The sequence below is a fragment of the Paenibacillus agaridevorans genome (assembly GCF_003112455.1).
In the GTDB taxonomy this organism is placed as follows: domain Bacteria; phylum Bacillota; class Bacilli; order Paenibacillales; family Paenibacillaceae; genus Pristimantibacillus; species Pristimantibacillus agaridevorans.
The window spans coordinates 135,816-151,656 of record NZ_BDQX01000196.1; the positions used below are offsets into that span (position 1 = coordinate 135,816).

The 15,841-nt window shown below is 57.7% G+C and carries 15 protein-coding genes and 1 pseudogene; 2 read left to right on the forward strand and 14 right to left on the reverse strand.

Going from position 1 to position 15,841, the window contains the following annotated elements:
• Together PAT3040_RS19115 and PAT3040_RS19120 are read left to right on the forward strand one after the other, a co-directional pair.
• The coding region (locus PAT3040_RS19115; protein WP_181376719.1) for a helix-turn-helix transcriptional regulator at positions 1-456 on the forward strand (456 nt) is incomplete at its 5' end.
• The gene (locus tag PAT3040_RS19120; RefSeq protein WP_108993969.1) at positions 453-2,228 is read left to right on the forward strand and encodes a sensor histidine kinase; all 1,776 of its coding nucleotides are present in this window, start codon (positions 453-455) and stop codon (positions 2,226-2,228) included. The genes PAT3040_RS19115 and PAT3040_RS19120, both read left to right, overlap by 4 nt.
• 443 nt (positions 2,229-2,671) lie before the next feature.
• Here the strand turns inward: PAT3040_RS19120 and PAT3040_RS19125 are convergent, their stop codons facing one another.
• The 14 genes and pseudogenes from PAT3040_RS19125 to PAT3040_RS19190 all read right to left on the reverse strand — a co-directional run.
• Complete coding sequence (locus PAT3040_RS19125; protein ID WP_108993970.1) at positions 2,672-3,688, reverse strand: asparaginase; 1,017 nt, start codon at positions 3,686-3,688, stop codon at positions 2,672-2,674.
• 28 nt (positions 3,689-3,716) lie between these two features.
• Positions 3,717-4,418, reverse strand: coding sequence for a copper homeostasis protein CutC (locus PAT3040_RS19130; protein ID WP_108993971.1), 702 nt, complete (start codon positions 4,416-4,418; stop codon positions 3,717-3,719).
• Between the two features lie 337 nt (positions 4,419-4,755).
• Positions 4,756-5,616: a phosphotransferase enzyme family protein gene (locus PAT3040_RS19135; RefSeq protein ID WP_181376720.1), complete on the reverse strand. Its 861-nt coding sequence runs from the start codon at positions 5,614-5,616 to the stop codon at positions 4,756-4,758.
• 266 nt (positions 5,617-5,882) lie between these two features.
• On the reverse strand, positions 5,883-7,094 hold the full coding sequence (gene cntE / locus PAT3040_RS19140; protein WP_108993973.1) for a staphylopine family metallophore export MFS transporter CntE: 1,212 nt from the start codon (positions 7,092-7,094) through the stop codon (positions 5,883-5,885).
• A 56-nt stretch (positions 7,095-7,150) separates the two neighbouring features.
• Entirely contained in the window at positions 7,151-7,888 is a 738-nt protein-coding gene (locus tag PAT3040_RS19145) for an ABC transporter ATP-binding protein (RefSeq protein ID WP_108993974.1), read from the reverse strand.
• Positions 7,875-8,696 carry a staphylopine uptake ABC transporter ATP-binding protein CntD gene (cntD, locus tag PAT3040_RS19150; protein WP_108993975.1) on the reverse strand — a complete coding sequence of 274 codons (822 nt, stop codon included), beginning with the start codon at positions 8,694-8,696 and terminating at the stop codon, positions 7,875-7,877. The genes PAT3040_RS19145 and cntD overlap by 14 nt, the downstream gene beginning before the upstream one ends.
• Positions 8,697-8,701: 5 nt before the next feature.
• Positions 8,702-9,595, reverse strand: coding sequence for a staphylopine uptake ABC transporter permease subunit CntC (cntC, locus tag PAT3040_RS19155; protein WP_108993976.1), 894 nt, complete (start codon positions 9,593-9,595; stop codon positions 8,702-8,704).
• Positions 9,596-10,528: a nickel/cobalt ABC transporter permease gene (gene opp1B, locus PAT3040_RS19160; RefSeq protein ID WP_108993977.1), complete on the reverse strand. Its 933-nt coding sequence runs from the start codon at positions 10,526-10,528 to the stop codon at positions 9,596-9,598.
• Positions 10,529-10,580: 52 nt separating this feature from the next.
• Positions 10,581-12,194 carry a staphylopine-dependent metal ABC transporter substrate-binding lipoprotein gene (gene cntA, locus PAT3040_RS19165; RefSeq protein ID WP_108993978.1) on the reverse strand — a complete coding sequence of 538 codons (1,614 nt, stop codon included), beginning with the start codon at positions 12,192-12,194 and terminating at the stop codon, positions 10,581-10,583.
• 60 nt (positions 12,195-12,254) lie between these two features.
• A pseudogene (locus PAT3040_RS39735) lies at positions 12,255-12,380 on the reverse strand (hypothetical protein); the annotation flags it as partial.
• Positions 12,381-12,541: 161 nt separating this feature from the next.
• On the reverse strand, positions 12,542-13,384 hold the full coding sequence (locus tag PAT3040_RS19175) for a DNA alkylation repair protein (RefSeq protein ID WP_108993990.1): 843 nt from the start codon (positions 13,382-13,384) through the stop codon (positions 12,542-12,544).
• Positions 13,385-13,517: 133 nt separating this feature from the next.
• Positions 13,518-14,201, reverse strand: a complete 684-nt coding sequence (locus tag PAT3040_RS19180; RefSeq protein ID WP_087566134.1) for a Crp/Fnr family transcriptional regulator — start codon at positions 14,199-14,201, stop codon at positions 13,518-13,520.
• A 20-nt stretch (positions 14,202-14,221) separates the two neighbouring features.
• Positions 14,222-14,995, reverse strand: coding sequence for a DeoR/GlpR family DNA-binding transcription regulator (locus PAT3040_RS19185; RefSeq protein ID WP_108993979.1), 774 nt, complete (start codon positions 14,993-14,995; stop codon positions 14,222-14,224).
• A 56-nt stretch (positions 14,996-15,051) separates the two neighbouring features.
• Positions 15,052-15,841 (reverse strand): aldose 1-epimerase family protein (locus PAT3040_RS19190; RefSeq protein WP_108993980.1); only part of this gene is annotated, 790 nt, incomplete at its 5' end.

Consider the following 15,841-nt stretch of genomic DNA (forward strand, 5'->3'; position numbering starts at 1 on the left):
GATGGCGTAGTTGCTTTAACGGGAGGCGGGACGCCGGCCAACCGGGGGACGGAGGCGGATTCAAGCGGCGGCTACGGCGGAATTGGAGCGGTGCGCCCGGACGCCAGGATGCCGGATATCCGGCAAGCGATGATGGAGATGAAAGCTTATATCGACGGGCACTTCCGAGAGTCGCTTACTCTCACGGAATTGGCCAAGCGGCTGTATATTAGTCCCGGCTACTTCTGTTCGCTATTCCGACAGGCTACAGGGGTGAACTATTTGGAATACATTGCCTCCTTGCGCATGGATTTCGCTAAGCGGCTGCTGACCGAGGATCCTAGCCGGCGCATCAACGAAGTGGCGGAGCTCTGCGGCTATCAGGATCTGAAGTACTTCCGCAAGCTGTTCAAGCGCCATCACGGCATGACGCCTATGAAGCTCAAGGAGGAAGCTCAAGGAGGAAGCCCGGCATGATCCGCCGCTCGATGCATAAGCTGAGAAGCAGCATAAGAGCCAAGCTGCTTCTCACTCTCGTATTAATCGCGGCTTTGCCGCTGACCGCGATCGGAGTCATTCTGTACAGCTCCACCGTTCGCTCTTCTGAGGAACAGACGATTCGCAATCGGCAGCAGGAAATGCGCATGCTTGGCGTACAGCTGGCCGCTTTCGTCGAAAGGATCGAACGTTATACTCGCGCCATCTATACGGGCGAAGTGCAAGCTTTGCTGAACGAGGGACCGCCAGAGGATCTCGTCCGATATAAGCGATGGGAAAGCGAGCTGTTCCAGCGATTCGACGAGTGGTACGGATATATGAACATCCAAACGCCGGTGAACAACGTCGTCTGGGTTTCGGCCGACGGGCGCATCGTATCCAAGGAACGCAACATCGAACCCTACAACTCCTGGATCAAGCAGCCCTGGTTCGACAACGTGATGGCCCAAGGCGGACAAGCGGTTGTGGCGGGTCCCTTTCGCCGTCTCGAGCCCTACGGCCAACCGGATCGATTGCCGTACGCGGTCGTCATCGGCCGCAAAATCAACAATACGCTATCCACGGCTCCGCTAGGCGCCGTGCTGGTCGAGCTCAATCTAAGCACGATCGCCGCGCTGATGGCCGAGACCGACACTTCCAACGTGCTTGTGCTGGACAATGCAAATCGAATCGTCTACAGCAGCGACTTGGACGAGATCGGGTCGAATTGGCTGTTGTCCACCGACTGGGACAATCTCTCCGGCAAGCGGATCCATTGGAAAGGAGAGGAAATGTTCGTCAATCAGACGTGGCTGTCCGGCATCGGCTGGAGAGCCGTCAGCCTCGACCCGGTCAAGAAGCTGCACACCTATGCCGATTCGTTCCGCAACACAACGATTCAGGTCGGGCTTGTCGCGCTGGCGTTCGCCGTATTGCTGGCGGTGCTCGTAGCCAGACGCGTATCCCATCCCCTTCGAGAGCTCAAGGAGCGGATGAAGCAGCTCCAATCGGGCCAATTTCCGCCTGCCGTGGAAGTGCACAGCACCGACGAAGTCGGGCAGCTCGCTCACGGCTTTAACCGGATGAACGAGCGGATCGAGAATCTGATCAAGGACGTCTACCACTCCGAGCTGATGCGCAAGCAAGCGCAGCTTCAGGCGCTTCATTCGCAAATCAACCCGCATTTTCTGTACAACACGCTGGATGCGATGAGCGCGCTTGCCATCATCGAGCGCGTCCCCGTGTTGTCGCAAATGTCGGTTATGCTGGCCGATATGTTCCGCTACAGCATCTCCTCCGGCGAGTCGCTGGTGTCGCTGCGGGACGAGATCGAGCAGGTGCGCCGTTACTTCGAGATCAACCAGATCCGATACGATTACCGCTTCCATCTGCATATCTCCGTACCGGATTCGCTGATGGCGACTCCTATCCCCAAGCTGACGCTGCAGCCGCTCGCGGAGAACGCGATCTACCACGGACTGGAGCTCCGCCCGGACGACAACGGTTTCCTCGCGGTCACGGCTTATGTCGCCGACGAATTTATCCGAATCGAAGTATTCGACAACGGCATTGGCATGTCCCCGGAGACGCTGGAGGCGCTGCATGCAAAGCTGGCGATGGCCGCCAAACACCCGGACGCCGAACATATCGGACTCGCCAACGTGCAGCAGCGGCTGCAGCTTCATTACGGCACGACCCACGACATCGAGGTGGAGTCGAAGGAAGGCGCCGGCACCAATATCGTGCTGAAGCTTCCTCTTCCGAATGAGTGACGTTCCAGGAAGGTCCGCTTATAAATACGGAACAGGGCTGTCCAAAAGCCAATTGCGACTTTGACGCCCGGCTTCGGGTTACAGCTCACAAAGTCGCTCCGTGCGGCTCTGCAACCCAACTTTTTGGGGTTACAGCTCACACAAACGGCAAAAACGTGCTCGTGAGTTACTAAGGGGTTGTCCCAACAGTCATCTAGCAAGACTGTTAGGAACAACCCCTTTCGTTAATGCGCGATCACGATGACCCCGCATGAAGCAGTAGTGCTGCTAATTTGAATCGTCCAGCGGCGGTATCTTAGCATCGCCGCCTGCTCTGCTCGTTCTGCTCGTTCTGCTCCTTCAGATCTGCTCTGCTCGTTCTGCTCCTTCAGATCTGCTCTGCTCGTTCAGATCTGTTCAGCTCTGTCTTGTTCTTTCCTCCAGGCCCGTTTAACCATAGTCCGCTAGCTCTTCGCGTTCCAATCGAAGCCGATCCGATGCTCGCCTACGCGGGTGCCGGATCCGTTGACGATTTCCACCGGACATAGGCGCAACAGCCGCTCAATCGTCCGCTCATCCTCGTAACCGATCTGCATGAGGATAGAAGCGACGACGAACGGCCACTTGTCCTCGCTGCCGTCCATCACTTTAAAGGCGAAGCCGATCCCCTGCTCTTTCAACGCGAAGCAGTAAATGCCTTTGGCCCCGCCCTTGGCTACAATGTTGGAATCTTCCAGCAGCGCCGGACAGATAAGATCGCTGCCCGACACCCACAGCGGACGCTCATGCATCGCTGCCGTCAGATCCGCCGCGGCGGCGGACAGCTTTCCGTCGCCGATCGTCTCCGGACGCGCCAGCCGCAGAAACGCCTGCGCCATATGATAGATCGGCATGCCGAACACCGGCAAGCCGCAGCCGTCGATGCCGATCGCGATATCCTCCGCGTCGATGCCGGACAACACGGACAGGAGGCCGATAATCTCCTGCTGGAGAGGATGCGACGGCTGCTCGTACCCTTGCTCCGGATAACCCGCGGCTCGGCACACGGCGAGCATGCCGAGATGTTTGCCGGAGCAGTTATGGTACAGACGCCGCGCGGGCGCTTCTCGCTTCAGCAGCTCAACCCGGCTCGGCCCGTGCAGCGGGTAGGCCGTGCTGCACGCCAGTTGTCGCTCTTCCGCGCCAATCTTCGCCATCAACGATTCGAGCGTCTCGACATGGAACGGCTGCGATCGGTGCGAAGCCGTCAAAATCGCCTGCTCGTCCTCCGTGAGCTTCAACTGCCGGTGCAGCCCTCTTGCAAAGAAAGGCAGCGCCTGAAACGGCTTGGCAGCCGACCGCATGTAAGTTACGTGACGAGGATTGCCGATCTCCCTTACGATTGCGCCATTTAAGTCGACCGCAACAAGATGGCCGACATATTCGCACTCGACCAGCGGCCCCCTATGCTCTTCCACGAGCAGTCCTGCTTTCTCCGTCATCGTCCTTCGACCTCCTCATTGATGTCTGTCATTCGTTCTGTCCGCCGCGAAGAAGACGCGCACATGCTTCCACCCGCTCGGGATCGATCGGCGAATCCTCTCTGCCGCCAACCCTTGCTCCGGTCCCGAAATGAACCTCGTTTACGCCCTCGGCATCCTCCAGGAACGCTTCGAGCTTCTCCACCGTCAAACCTTTGGCCGCGATAAGCTTCAGCGGCGTAGCCGCCTGCAGCTCGCGGAGTTTATATCGCGCGTGCCATGCGCCGTCGGCGTGGCCGCCTGACGTCAACACGCGGTCGACGGACGGGATCCGCTCCAGCTCGCGCAGCGCTTCTGCGATGTCCCGCGCTTCATCGATCGCCCGGTGGTAGGTCACCGGCAACATTGGCGCCCCCGCGCATAGTCTCTCCACAGCGGCAACGTCGACTTGCCCGTCCGGCGTCAGCACGCCAAACACCAGCCCCGCCGCGCCTGACTCGCGGATCATGCGTATATCCGCCGTCATCGTCTCCAGCTCGTCCGATGTATAGACGAAGCTTCTGCTATGCGGCCGCACCATCACGCGCACGGGGAGGCGCACGGCTTGTACGGTCCGCACGATCGTGCCGTAACTGGGAGTCAAGCCGCCTTCCGACATGGCTGCGATCAACTCGATGCGATCGGCCCCTGCCCGTTCGGCCGCCAGCGCTTCAACAGGCGTGGTCGCTATGATTTCCAATTTTCGCAGCATGATTGATTCACCCTCAATTTAACTTTCGTCGAATTTCGATCCTTGTAGCAGGGCTTCTGCCGCTATTCGCGGCAATTCCGCTCTCCTTACCATAGCGAATGCATATACCGTTTGCCAAGGGGACGTTTTGTTCTGGTGGAGGGGCATTTTTTGGAGCCTGCCGCAATCACTGCAGAACTATTGGAGCGCCAGAATGATGGAGTTAGCATTAACGAATTGGATGATGGACTCCTTCGCGCCGGCGCCTCTCACAAAAAATCGTCAAAGTTGTCCGGTGTCACCCCTTGGGCCGCGATGCGCTACTGCGCTTCGGCGATCTCCCATGATTGTGCCCCTTTTATAGGAGCGAAGGATCCAACCAACCATTGTCTTGTATCAGCCCTTTCACCCGCTTGATCGTATCCGCCTTTCGGAACGTGCCGCCCCGCTTCATCAGGAAGAGCCATCTCAGGATGCCAAGCGCCTCGAACGCCTTCAGCTCCTCCTGTTCCATCGGGTTCTCTTCCAGATAAGCGGAACGGAACAGGGCCGCGTTCCTCTCGGACAGATAGATGCGCATGAGAACAAGCGACCAGGCAAAGTCGTACCGGGCATCTCCCCGCTGGACGTTCGTCCAATCAATGACGGTTAGCCGCTCTCCGTTCTCCACGATGTTGTTGAGATGATAGTCGCCATGGATGATGGCGTCTCTCCTAAGTCCCGCCTGAGGCAGGATCGCGTGCAAGGCTTGGTCGATAGGCTCGTATTGATCGGCTTCGGCGAAAAAGTAGCTTTTAAACTCGTAGCTCGGCAAGAAAGAATCGATCTCCGTTTCGATGCCGATGCGATGGATGGCCGATAGAAGCTTGGCGAGCTCCGTTACTTTCTTCGGATTCGCCTTGCGGATGCTCGTCCCGTCGAAAGTCGTGAGCAAGACGGGGTTGCAGTCGGCATCCTTGCCCCAGCCGAGCGGACGGGAAACGGCAATGCCTCTCTCCGCGAGAATTTGCAACAAATGGTACTGGACATCGACGCGCGGCTTCGATTGTTTGTTCCACACCTTCCATACGAAGCTGGCATTGGCGGAACGCAGCTCCTTCACTTCGGCTTCGAAGCCCTGCGCCATTTCATGAACGGTCACGCTCTCTCCCTGATGGATGAGCTCCTCGATTTCCTCGTTTCGTGCTGCCCATTGCACGGTTGCCAGGGGGTTCCCCACTCTACATCGTCCTTTCATGGTGAATACGGGCCGGCATCTCCTTCATGTTCCGTCCTGGCCTCGTTGCGATTCGTCCCTACACCAATTCGAGATCGGGGGACTTATCCCCTTCCGGGGAGCCCCATGAATTGTGCCTAAAGCCGGAGAGAGACCGACTGATTCCCGCGCGGCATATTGAAGTTGCAGACAGCCGAGCCCTCGCCAATGCCAAAAAAACCGTAGGTACCGGATCACCCGGTATCTACGGCCCTTCCCTTTGACTGCGATTAGATGCCTCGCTTCGCTCCCGATATGTTGCCGCCCCCCATCCGTCCCCTCAAGGCAAGGGAAGCCGCGAGCAGCGCGATAATGGCGCAGATCAGATACATCGAGGAGTACGACGCAAGATCCGCCACCGGTCCCATGACGATGCCGCCGAGGGATACGCCGAGATCGGCCGTCGCGATGAACAGCCCGATCAGCACGTTGCGCTCCGTCTTCGGCAGCACGAAGCTCAAGTAGGTCGTCAGCGTCGGGTACAGCAGCGCCTGAGCGGTTCCCATCAACACGGCGCCGGCGTAGAACAGCGCCGGCCCTCCGGCAGCCGCCAGCCCGACTGCAACCGAAGCGGCGACCAGCATGAGCATCGTCCCTCCGACGAAGCGGCTGCTCCACTTGCCGTCCGACGGAATGCGGGATCGGAGCAGGAACCGGGCGGCTACGACAACGGCAGCCTGAATGCCCAGATAGACGGCGGCGCTGCCTCCGTTGATCTGGGGGGCGTACAACGGCACGAACGCCGTCACCGCTCCGAATACGAGCGAAGCGGTCAGCATGAGCGTACCGCAGCGCCGAAGATGGGGATTGCGGACCAACTGTCCCATGGCTTGCCGCATCAGGGCGGCCGGATTGCCCCGTGAAGCGGCTTCGACCTTCTCCTCGGGAGCGCGATGAATGCTTGCCGTGAACCCCACCACGCCGGTCAAAATCGCAATGGCGACCATCGACAGCGTAAATGCGTGCATCTCCCCCGTCCGCCACATGCCGATGGCAAGCAGCGGGCCGAATATGCCCGGCATATAAGAGCATAAGGAATACATGGAGATTCCTTGCGAACGATCCTCGTCCGGCATCGCGTCGATGATGCCGAGCTGCAGCGCCATGGAGAAGAAGGCGGTGCATACTCCTTGCAGCACGCGAGCGAACAGGTAACCGCCGAGACCCGTGAACGAGTAGACCAGCAACGCCAGTCCGTTGACGATCAGAATGATCCGCAGCACCCGGATGGGACCGTAACGCTGGATGACTTGTCCCGCCCATGGACGGAAGACCATCGTCGTCAGCAAGTAAGCGCCCATGATGATGCCGATCGTCGTATTCGTCGCCCCCAGCGCCTCCCCTTGGAGGGGGATGATGACGTTCAGGATGGAATTGGCGCTGAAGTAGAGCAGCGTAAGCATATAGAGCCGAATAAACGGCCAAGACAACGCACCTTTCACCGACACGTTCTCCTTTCTGATCAAGCTTGGGCAACCCAGGGCTACGCCGTTGTTCTTTATACAATTACCTTCCGGAGCAATGCCTTGGCATAATCCGTCTTCACGTGCCGCAGCTGCGACGTCTCGACGGTTTCCTCGATTTCGCCGTTTCGCACGATCATGATCCGGTCGCATAGATAAGCAGCCGCCATAATGTCGTGCGTGATGAAAATATACCCCATGCCGTAAGTTTCTTTTAGCCCCTTCAGCAGCTCCAGCACTTGCATCTGGACGGAGCCGTCCAAGGAGCTTATGGCTTCGTCCAGCAGCATGCATTGCGGGTTCGACGACACGGCCCGGGCGATGCAGACCCGCTGCGCCTCTCCCCCGGACAGCTCGTGCGGAAATTTGTCCAGATACGATTCGTCCAGTCCCACCTGGCGCAGCAGCTCCGCGAGCTTCCTCGCGTCCCCTGGGCCGCCGACGAGCTTCAAGGGCTCCAGCAGCGCTTGGCGCACCGTGTAGAAGGGATGGATCGACGAAGTATAGTCCTGGAAGACGGCGCTGATCGTTCCTCGTCTCGCGCGACGGTCCGTGATGGGACGTCCTCCCCACGTCACGCGCCCTTCATCCGGCTTCTCGATGCCGAGCAGCAGCCGGCCGAGCGTCGACTTGCCGCTGCCGCTCTCCCCGATGATGCCGAGGGACTCGCCTTTGTTCCATTCCATATGGATCCGTCGCAGCACTTGCCGACGTTCTCCGCCAAGCCAGCCGTTCCCGCGGTACGACTTGCTCACGCCCTCAACCTTCAGCAATGCGCGTCCCCCCCATCAGTTGCAAATAACGGCTCCGGAGCGCTTCCTTGGACGAAACCAAATAACGGGTATAGGGATGGCTCGCCCCGCCGAAGATCGCGTCGGTTCCCCCTTGCTCCACGATGACCCCGTCCTTCATGACCAGCACTTCGTCCGCGATTCGGCGCACCACGCCCAGATCATGCGACACGAATACGATGGCGCTGCCGATTCGTCCCCGCAGCGCCACGAACTGCTCGACCACTTCGTATTGCGTGACGGCATCCAGCGCCGTCGTCGGTTCGTCCGCGATAATGACGTCGGGCTCCAATACGATGGCAAGCGCGATCATGGTCCGCTGCAGCATGCCGCCGGACAATTCGTGCGGGTATCGCTTCATTACGGCGGATGGATCCGACAATCCTACGCTCATCATGGCGGCAGACAGGCCGGCGACCATCTCGCTTGGGCTCCAGTCGCCATGCAAGGACAACGCCTCCAGCAGATAAGCTCCGACGGGACGCGACGGATCGAACGCGCGCATGCCGTTCTGCATGATCATGCACATCCGTTTGCCTCTGTAGGGGCGCATCTCCTTATCGGACAGCCCCGTCAGATCGACGCCGTTCAACGCAACGCGTCCGGTCTGACGGATACCGGGGCGATTAAGCCGCATGAGCGCTTTGCAGGTCAGCGACTTGCCGCTGCCGCTCTCGCCGACGATAGCCAGGCACTCCCCTTGCGACAGCCGGAACGAGCTGTCCGGCACCAGCACCGCGCCGCTCCCCCCGTCCCATATTCGCAAATGTTCCACTTCGAGCAAGCTCATCAGTTTCAGGCCGCCTCCTTCTTGCGCAAGCCGCGCATCATTCCGCCGGCAAAGACGGAAGTTCTCTTGCCGGAAACGGCAAGCTTGGGATCCAGCGCCTTCTGCAGCGCGTCCGACAGGAAGTTGACGGCGGACACGACCGCAATGATGGCCAGCCCCGGCGCGAGCATGAGCTCCGGACGCGTGAACATGACCGACCGCGCTTCGTTCATCATCATGCCCCATTCCGCATGCGGCGCCTCGATGCCGAGCCCCAGGAAGGAGAGGCCGGAAATTTGCAGGATCATGGAGCCGAAAGCGCTGCTCGCGATGACCGCGATTTCCGACAAAGCCGCCGGCGCGATATGGCGTCTCATGATGCCGAAATGTCCCATTCCCAACACTTTGGCGAATTTCACGTAGTCGGCGTCGGCGTATTGCATCACCGCGGTCCGAATGACCCGCGCGAACCACGCCCATTTCATGACGACGAACGCCAGCAATATATTCGCGAGCCCCGCCCCCAGCATGCCCACGATGGCAAGCGTCATCACGTAGCCGGGGAACGACAGCATGACGTCGCAGACGCGCATTAGGATGGCATCGATCCTCCCCCGGAAGTATCCGGCGACAAAGCCGAGCGCGGCTCCGAAGCACGCGGCGGCTCCAAGCGCGGCCAGCACCCAGAGCACGCTGGGGCGTATGCCGTAGATCAGGCGGGACAGAATGCAGCGTCCCAGATGGTCGTTGCCCAGCCAATAGCTCCAGGATGCTCCCGCGAACCGGAGCTCCATGTTGGCTTCGTTCGGCGGATGCGGGGCAAAGAGCGGGGCGAAGAGCCCGATCAGCAGCGTCGCCGCGACCACGGCGAGACTCGCGGCCGCCAGCTTATCCTTCAACAATCGCTTCAGCAGCTTCATCTAGAGCTCCTTCCTAAGCCGGGGATTCATGGCCGCGTTGAGCACGTCCGATCCCGTATTGAACAGGACGAACGCGACCGCGAGCACGAGAACGTAGGCTTGAATGATGGGAAAGTCCCGGCCCAGAATGGAGGTGACGGTCAGCGTGCCGAGACCCGGCCAGGCGAATATATTTTCCACGACGACCGTGCTGCCCAGTATGATCGGTATGGCGAGACCGAAGACGGACACGGCCACCTGCAGCGAATTGCGAAGCACGTGCATGGTAAGCCTCCTCTCCGGAATGCCGCAGGCTCTTCCGTACAGGACGTAATCCTCGTTCAAATTGCTCAGCATGGAGCTTCGAACGACCCGGAAGTAGATGCCGGCGTAGCCGATCACGATGACCGCCACCGGAAGCACGTAGCTGTTCGCCGAATCCATTCCGCTCGTCGGAAGCAAGTCCAGCTTCACGGCGAAATACCAGACCATGAGCGCCGCCAGCCAATAGGCCGGCATGGAGGTGAGCAGGAAGGAGACGCCCCTGACCGAAAGGTCCAGCCATCTCCCCTCCCTCAAGGCGCACAAGACGCCCAGAACGATGGAAAGCGCGATGATGAACAGCGAAGAGACGATCGTCAGCTTCAGCGTGTTCATCAAGGCCGGACCTAGCAGGGACCATACCGGCTTGCCCGTTATGTAAGAATCCCCGAAGTCCAGCTGAATGCTGGCGAGCAGCCAATCCCAGTACCGTGCCAGCAGCGGACGGTCCATGCCGAGCTCCGCCCTCGTGGCCGCGATCAGCTCTTCGGTGATCGACGGCACTCCTTGCGCATGCAGCACGACTTCGGCGGGATCCATGGGCGAGAGCCCGTTCAATATAAACGTCAAAAACGAGATGACGACCAGGAGAGGCGCAAGAGCGCCTACCCGCTTCAACACGTACAGACCCACGTCTTTTCCTCCCTTTCACGTCTAACCGAAACCTTGCGGTACAGACCGCAGCCTATTGGAAGCTCATTCGTTCAAACGGCAGTTCGAATTGCGTTTGCTTGAAGGAGATGCCCACCAGATCCGAAGGCGCCACGATCGTCACGCTGCCGTTCGTAAGCGGGATGAACACGGCTTCCTCGTGCACGATCGTCAAAATATCCTTGTACAGGCCTTTCCTGGTCTCTTCGTCCGTGGACACCATGACCTGCTCGATCTTCGCGTACAGCTCCTCCGCACGAGGGATGCCGCTCGTCGTATGGAGATAAGCGTTGTCCGACGCGAACGCCGTAATCGTGCTTTGCGGATCGTAAGCAAGCCCCCACGTCTGGTTGAATAACAGATCGTAATCGCCCGACGATCTCCGGCCCGCGATCGCGGAGGATTCCTCGCCGACAAGGTCCAGCTTCATGCCGATCTTGAGCACTTCGCTCTGCAGCAGCTCCGCCTGCGTCTTCTGCGACGACGAGTTCACGTCGTAGTACAGCTTCATGGTCAGCTGTCGTCCGTCCTTCGACCGGATTTCGGCGCCGCTCGCCGTCGTCCAGCCGGCTTCCTCCAGCAGCTTCGCGGCCGCTTCGGGATCGTACTCTCTCTTCTCCAATCCGACATCCGCATAGTTGACGTTGGACGAGAACAAGGCGTCGGCCGGCGTTTCCGTGCCGCCGAAGATAGTTCGGCTGATCGTCTCCCGGTCGATCGACTGCCAGATGGCTTCCCTGACGGCCTTCTCGCTGACGGGGCTTGCGGTCTGGCTGCTGTTGGCGACGATCATCTTCGTATTCATGGGCTCGCTGCGGACGATCCGGTAATCGCCCGTATCCGCCAGTCGCTGCATGGCGTCCACATCGATGCTGTCCGTTCCCCGGTCGTCCGTGAACACGAAGTTCACCTCGCCCTTCTGAAGCGCCAGCAGCGTCGTCTCCCCCGCAGGCAGCACCTTGGCCGTAAGCTTCTTCACGGCAGGCGCTCCGCCCCAATAGTCTTCGTTCGCCTCGAAGCTGGCATATTGCTCCGTCACGTGCTCTTCAAGCCTGTAAGGGCCCGTTCCGTGATAACCCGTCACGCCGTCCTTCGTTTCCCCGTTCAGGAAGTCCTTGGGGGAGATGAATACGTAGGGCCGGGTCATGGACAATTCCAGCAGCGTCGGATAATACGTTTCCGTCAGCGTCAGCTTGACGGTGAATTCGTCCACCGCGCTTACCTCGGCCAGCTTCGTGGACAGCTTGATCCAGGCGTGCTTGCTTCCGTTCCGTTGCACCGCGTCTATGTTTTGTTTCACGGCTTCGGCGTTGAACGGCTCCCCGTCATGAAACTTCACGTCCTTGCGCAGATGGAACGTATAGCTCTTGCCGTCCTCCGAGATGTCCCAGGATTCCGCCAAGAGCGGCTTGATGCCCTCCGGCGTGTTCTCGACGAGCGATTCGTAGATGATCCCCTGCGCCGGCATGGATCCCGGGTACAAATGCGGATTCATGTCGTTGATGTCCTTCGCCGTCGCGTATACCAGCTCGCGAACCTCCGCCTCTGTGCCGGCGCTCCCGCCGTTCCCTTTGTTCCCGCTGCATCCCGCCAGCATCGCGATCGCCAGAACGAATGCAAGCAGCACGACAATCTTGTTTCTTCCCATATGTAGAACGCCTCTCCCCACAAAAAGTAATGATTGCGATTATTCAACCTCTTCCGCCTCTTATCGCGTTTCCCTATGATCGTATATTCTGGACTTCTTGATCCCCGGGATTTGGCCTTTATAGGCCAGCTCCCGGAACACGATACGCGACACCTTGAATTTGCTTAAGTAACCATGCGGTCTTCCCCGTCGCTTGCCGTTTTTGCTCCTTGACGACCTTCGATTTTTGGACCATTCTCTTCATCTCCTTTCATTTAATCGTAATCATTACATTTTATTAATAGTAATTAATACGATTTAAATTGTCAACCTATGAGAATGAAAAAAAGGCGAGCGCATCATGGCGCTCACCCATTTCCAGCTATATTTCTTTGCGCCCGAGACGTTATTCGCTTCGTCGCTTTATGATCTGACGTTTCCAGCCAAGATCGGCACACGTCCGCCACCCAATCAGGCCGAGACTTGGCCGCATCATTTAACCAATTGGCGACCGAATGCTGAACGTACTTCGACGGGTCGGATTTTAACGGTTCCAGCAGCGGAAGCCCCTTCTCGGGATGTTCCTTTAATTCCGTTATATGACGGGACCAAACTCCTCGCGGGCGGGTTGCTTCAACGGCAAAACGTCTAACATTGGCATCCTCTGCCTGAACCCACTCACTTAACCAATGTATGGCTTGACTCAACTGCTCCGATACGGATTGACGGACGGCCATCCACGCGATTTCACGTACACCAAAGTGACCATCCGCAGCAAAACGACGCATCTGATTTAGCTTATGTTCCAGATCGGATTGGCCTAATCCAACGATGAAAGCTGCCCAACAGCGCACACTGTCGGAACGGTGTGTAGCCAATTTTTCGAAATGCAACGAGTCCCCGTCGGTTTGTAGACCGATGGTTGTAAGCCACTTGTTTGCAATAGCAGGTATTACTTTCATAGTCGATTGCCCGTATACCCTCTTCAGCTCCGACAGCAGCGATTGGGTGTGTTGATCCAAGCCTAACTCGAGCAGAATCCGTTCGAGCAATTGAAAATGATCAACTGCAAGCCATTCCGTCAAGTTTACCGTTTCGATGCACCCGCTATTTAATAGATGGAGGACTTCCGGTTGAATTTCACTGGCCCTAACAGGTCCTGTCCGATTCTTGACCTCGCTTGGTATGGTGAAAACTTGATCTGTATTCATTTTCATTTCATTCCACTCCGGTATACTTTGGCTTGTAATTTTGGGGATTCATCCATTTTCTTTGCTCCTTCATCATAGGGACAAATGCATAAAATAGATGTAATGTAGATTACAAAATCCACAGCATCCGAAATTAATTCCGCTCCGGGGCAAGCAGATCATGCCTGATCGCTACCGTGCGGAATCCTGTACGGATTGCGCCAAGTTCCGCAAGCTCCTTGAGCGCTACAGAGACAGCTTCTCGCGAAGCCCCCACCAGGCTGGAAATTTCCTGATGGGACAGATTCATCTTTATCCGGCTGTAACCGTCGTCTACGGTCTGAACTCCAAGGCGTTTGGACAAATCAACCAAGATGTAAATAATCCTGTCGTGCAAATTCCCGAGAGCCAGATTCTGCGCGAGACTGCTCAAATGGGATAAACGATCGCTCATTGCCTTTATCATATTCAACATAAAATGCGGATGGCTAATCAGGTAGCTTTCAAATCGATCTTGATTCATCACGCAGATATCGCTTTCTTCAACAGCCTCGATAAACAGATCTTTTGTACCTAAGGAAATATCCTTCATATCCCCAAAAATATTTCCCTCGCCCAAAATATCCAAAGTGAAAGGTTTCCCCTCCCCATTGATGCGATACAACCGCACCTTCCCCCTCTTAACAAAATACAGCGACTCCGTGTTGGAGTCCGGCGTTTGGATCAAAGCCTGCTTCGGAAAGGTAGTAATGATCGTGAGCTTGTCCATCTCAATTAAGTCCTCCCTGGAAAGGGAATTCATCAAATTAAATTGGGACAAAAATTGAATCCGATCCATACTAGTACGGCTGTTCAACATCACTCAGAGGCCTCCTCCAGCACGACGCCCGCTTCTTTGCAAGCGCGGAGCAGCCCCTCATCGGGAAGGCGATTCGTTATAATTCGATGCGCACCGGACAGGGGAGCGAATGAAATCAGAACCTTCGCGCCAAACTTGGTATGATCCAGCACAATATTCGTTTCCGTCGATTGGCGGATGGCGATCTGCTTGACTTCCGCTTCATTGATATTGGAGTTGCTAAAGCCATGTTCGACGTTAAGGCCTGTCGCGCCCAGAAAGATTCGGTCGAACGCCATGCCCGACATGTTTTGCGCTGCGATCGGGCCGACGAGAGAGCTCGTAGCCTCGACCAGCATGCCTCCGGTCATCAGCACGGGAATTTGTTTGCCGGACAGCTCGGCCGCCACATTCAACGCGTTCGTAACGACCGTTATATTCATGCCTGGCGTCAAATATTTAGCCACCTGCAATGTTGTCGTCCCGCCATCGATAAAAATCGAATCCCCCGGCCGAATCAAACTTGCGGCATGACGGCCGATCCGAATCTTCTCTTCCGTCAGAATGCCCGCCCTCTCTTGCAGAGCGATATCCTTGCCCACAAAAATGACTCCTCCGAAGGTCCGCTTGACCGCGCCGGTCTCCTCCAGCTTCTCGAGGTCGCGGCGGATTGTCATCTCCGTCACCTGGTAGGTTTGCTTCAGCGCCGCAATACGAAGCTCACCCTCCCGGGAAATATGTTCCAGCATTTGCTGCTGTCTCGCATTCAAGGTTTGGTATATGTTCTGCCTCATTCGTTCCTGGCCTCCGATAATCTGGTTTCCCGCTATGCCTTCATTATCTCCGGCAACTACCCAACAATCAACTCCAACTTGTACGTTGTCGACTCCCCGGGCTGCAGCATAAACGGACCGCCATAACGCTGCTCGGCAGCTCGTCCCTCCACTCGGCAATTCGCCGGCTCGAGACCAAGCACATGTTCGCCCGCGCCGGGCATCCGCCATTGAACAAGCAGCGGCAGCGTATCCGCCGACCAACGCAATGTGACGCTGACCGGCCCCAGCGCTCCGCCCGTGGGAAAAGAAGGATTGGCAATGGTCGCTTGGGCCATCCCATCCGCGTCGATTGCTTCGTTGCGCAATTGATGATAGTAGACGGTTTCCGCAATAGAGGCGTCCGGCGTTTCCCAGCGAGACGCCCGGGCTAATACATCGGTCATAGCGCTGATGCCGTCCATACCGAGGGCCCCGCTCCCTCGAACCTCGCGATCGGCGGCAGGCAATACAATTTCCGTATGCTCTCCCAACAGCGGATAGCCAAAGTTAAAGTGATACAGCATCATATGCGACGCCGGCTGGAAGCCGGCGTTTTCCACCCGGTCGCTTATAACGATCCGATTGTCGCCGAGCTTACCGGTCAATTCGCGCGTAAGTCTAAGCTTGCTTCCAAACATCGCGGTCTCCTCGACAACGCCGGATACTCCCCATATCCGCTCATCGTCGACCCACTCCTCGCGGACGCTCACCAGAGAAGCCGGAGTATGATGGGCTCTGCCGTGCAGGCCGTAGCTTCCGGATTCGTCGACGGACGGAGAACCCGCATGGGATAACCCGCAAGTCATCAGCAGGCCGCCGGAAGCC

Excerpts from the sequence above, each read along its gene's own strand:
- PAT3040_RS19120 (WP_108993969.1), top strand. The coding sequence starts at position 453 with ATGATCCGCCGCTCGATGCATAAGCTGAGAAGCAGCATAAGAGCCAAG.
- PAT3040_RS19125 (WP_108993970.1), bottom strand. The coding sequence starts at position 3,688 with ATGACGGAGAAAGCAGGACTGCTCGTGGAAGAGCATAGGGGGCCGCTG.
- PAT3040_RS19130 (WP_108993971.1), bottom strand. The coding sequence starts at position 4,418 with ATGCTGCGAAAATTGGAAATCATAGCGACCACGCCTGTTGAAGCGCTG.
- cntD (WP_108993975.1), bottom strand. The coding sequence starts at position 8,696 with ATGAGCTTGCTCGAAGTGGAACATTTGCGAATATGGGACGGGGGGAGC.
- cntC (WP_108993976.1), bottom strand. The coding sequence starts at position 9,595 with ATGAAGCTGCTGAAGCGATTGTTGAAGGATAAGCTGGCGGCCGCGAGT.
- cntA (WP_108993978.1), bottom strand. The coding sequence starts at position 12,194 with ATGGGAAGAAACAAGATTGTCGTGCTGCTTGCATTCGTTCTGGCGATC.
- PAT3040_RS19175 (WP_108993990.1), bottom strand. The coding sequence starts at position 13,384 with ATGAATACAGATCAAGTTTTCACCATACCAAGCGAGGTCAAGAATCGG.
- PAT3040_RS19180 (WP_087566134.1), bottom strand. The coding sequence starts at position 14,201 with ATGGATCGGATTCAATTTTTGTCCCAATTTAATTTGATGAATTCCCTT.
- PAT3040_RS19185 (WP_108993979.1), bottom strand. The coding sequence starts at position 14,995 with ATGAGGCAGAACATATACCAAACCTTGAATGCGAGACAGCAGCAAATG.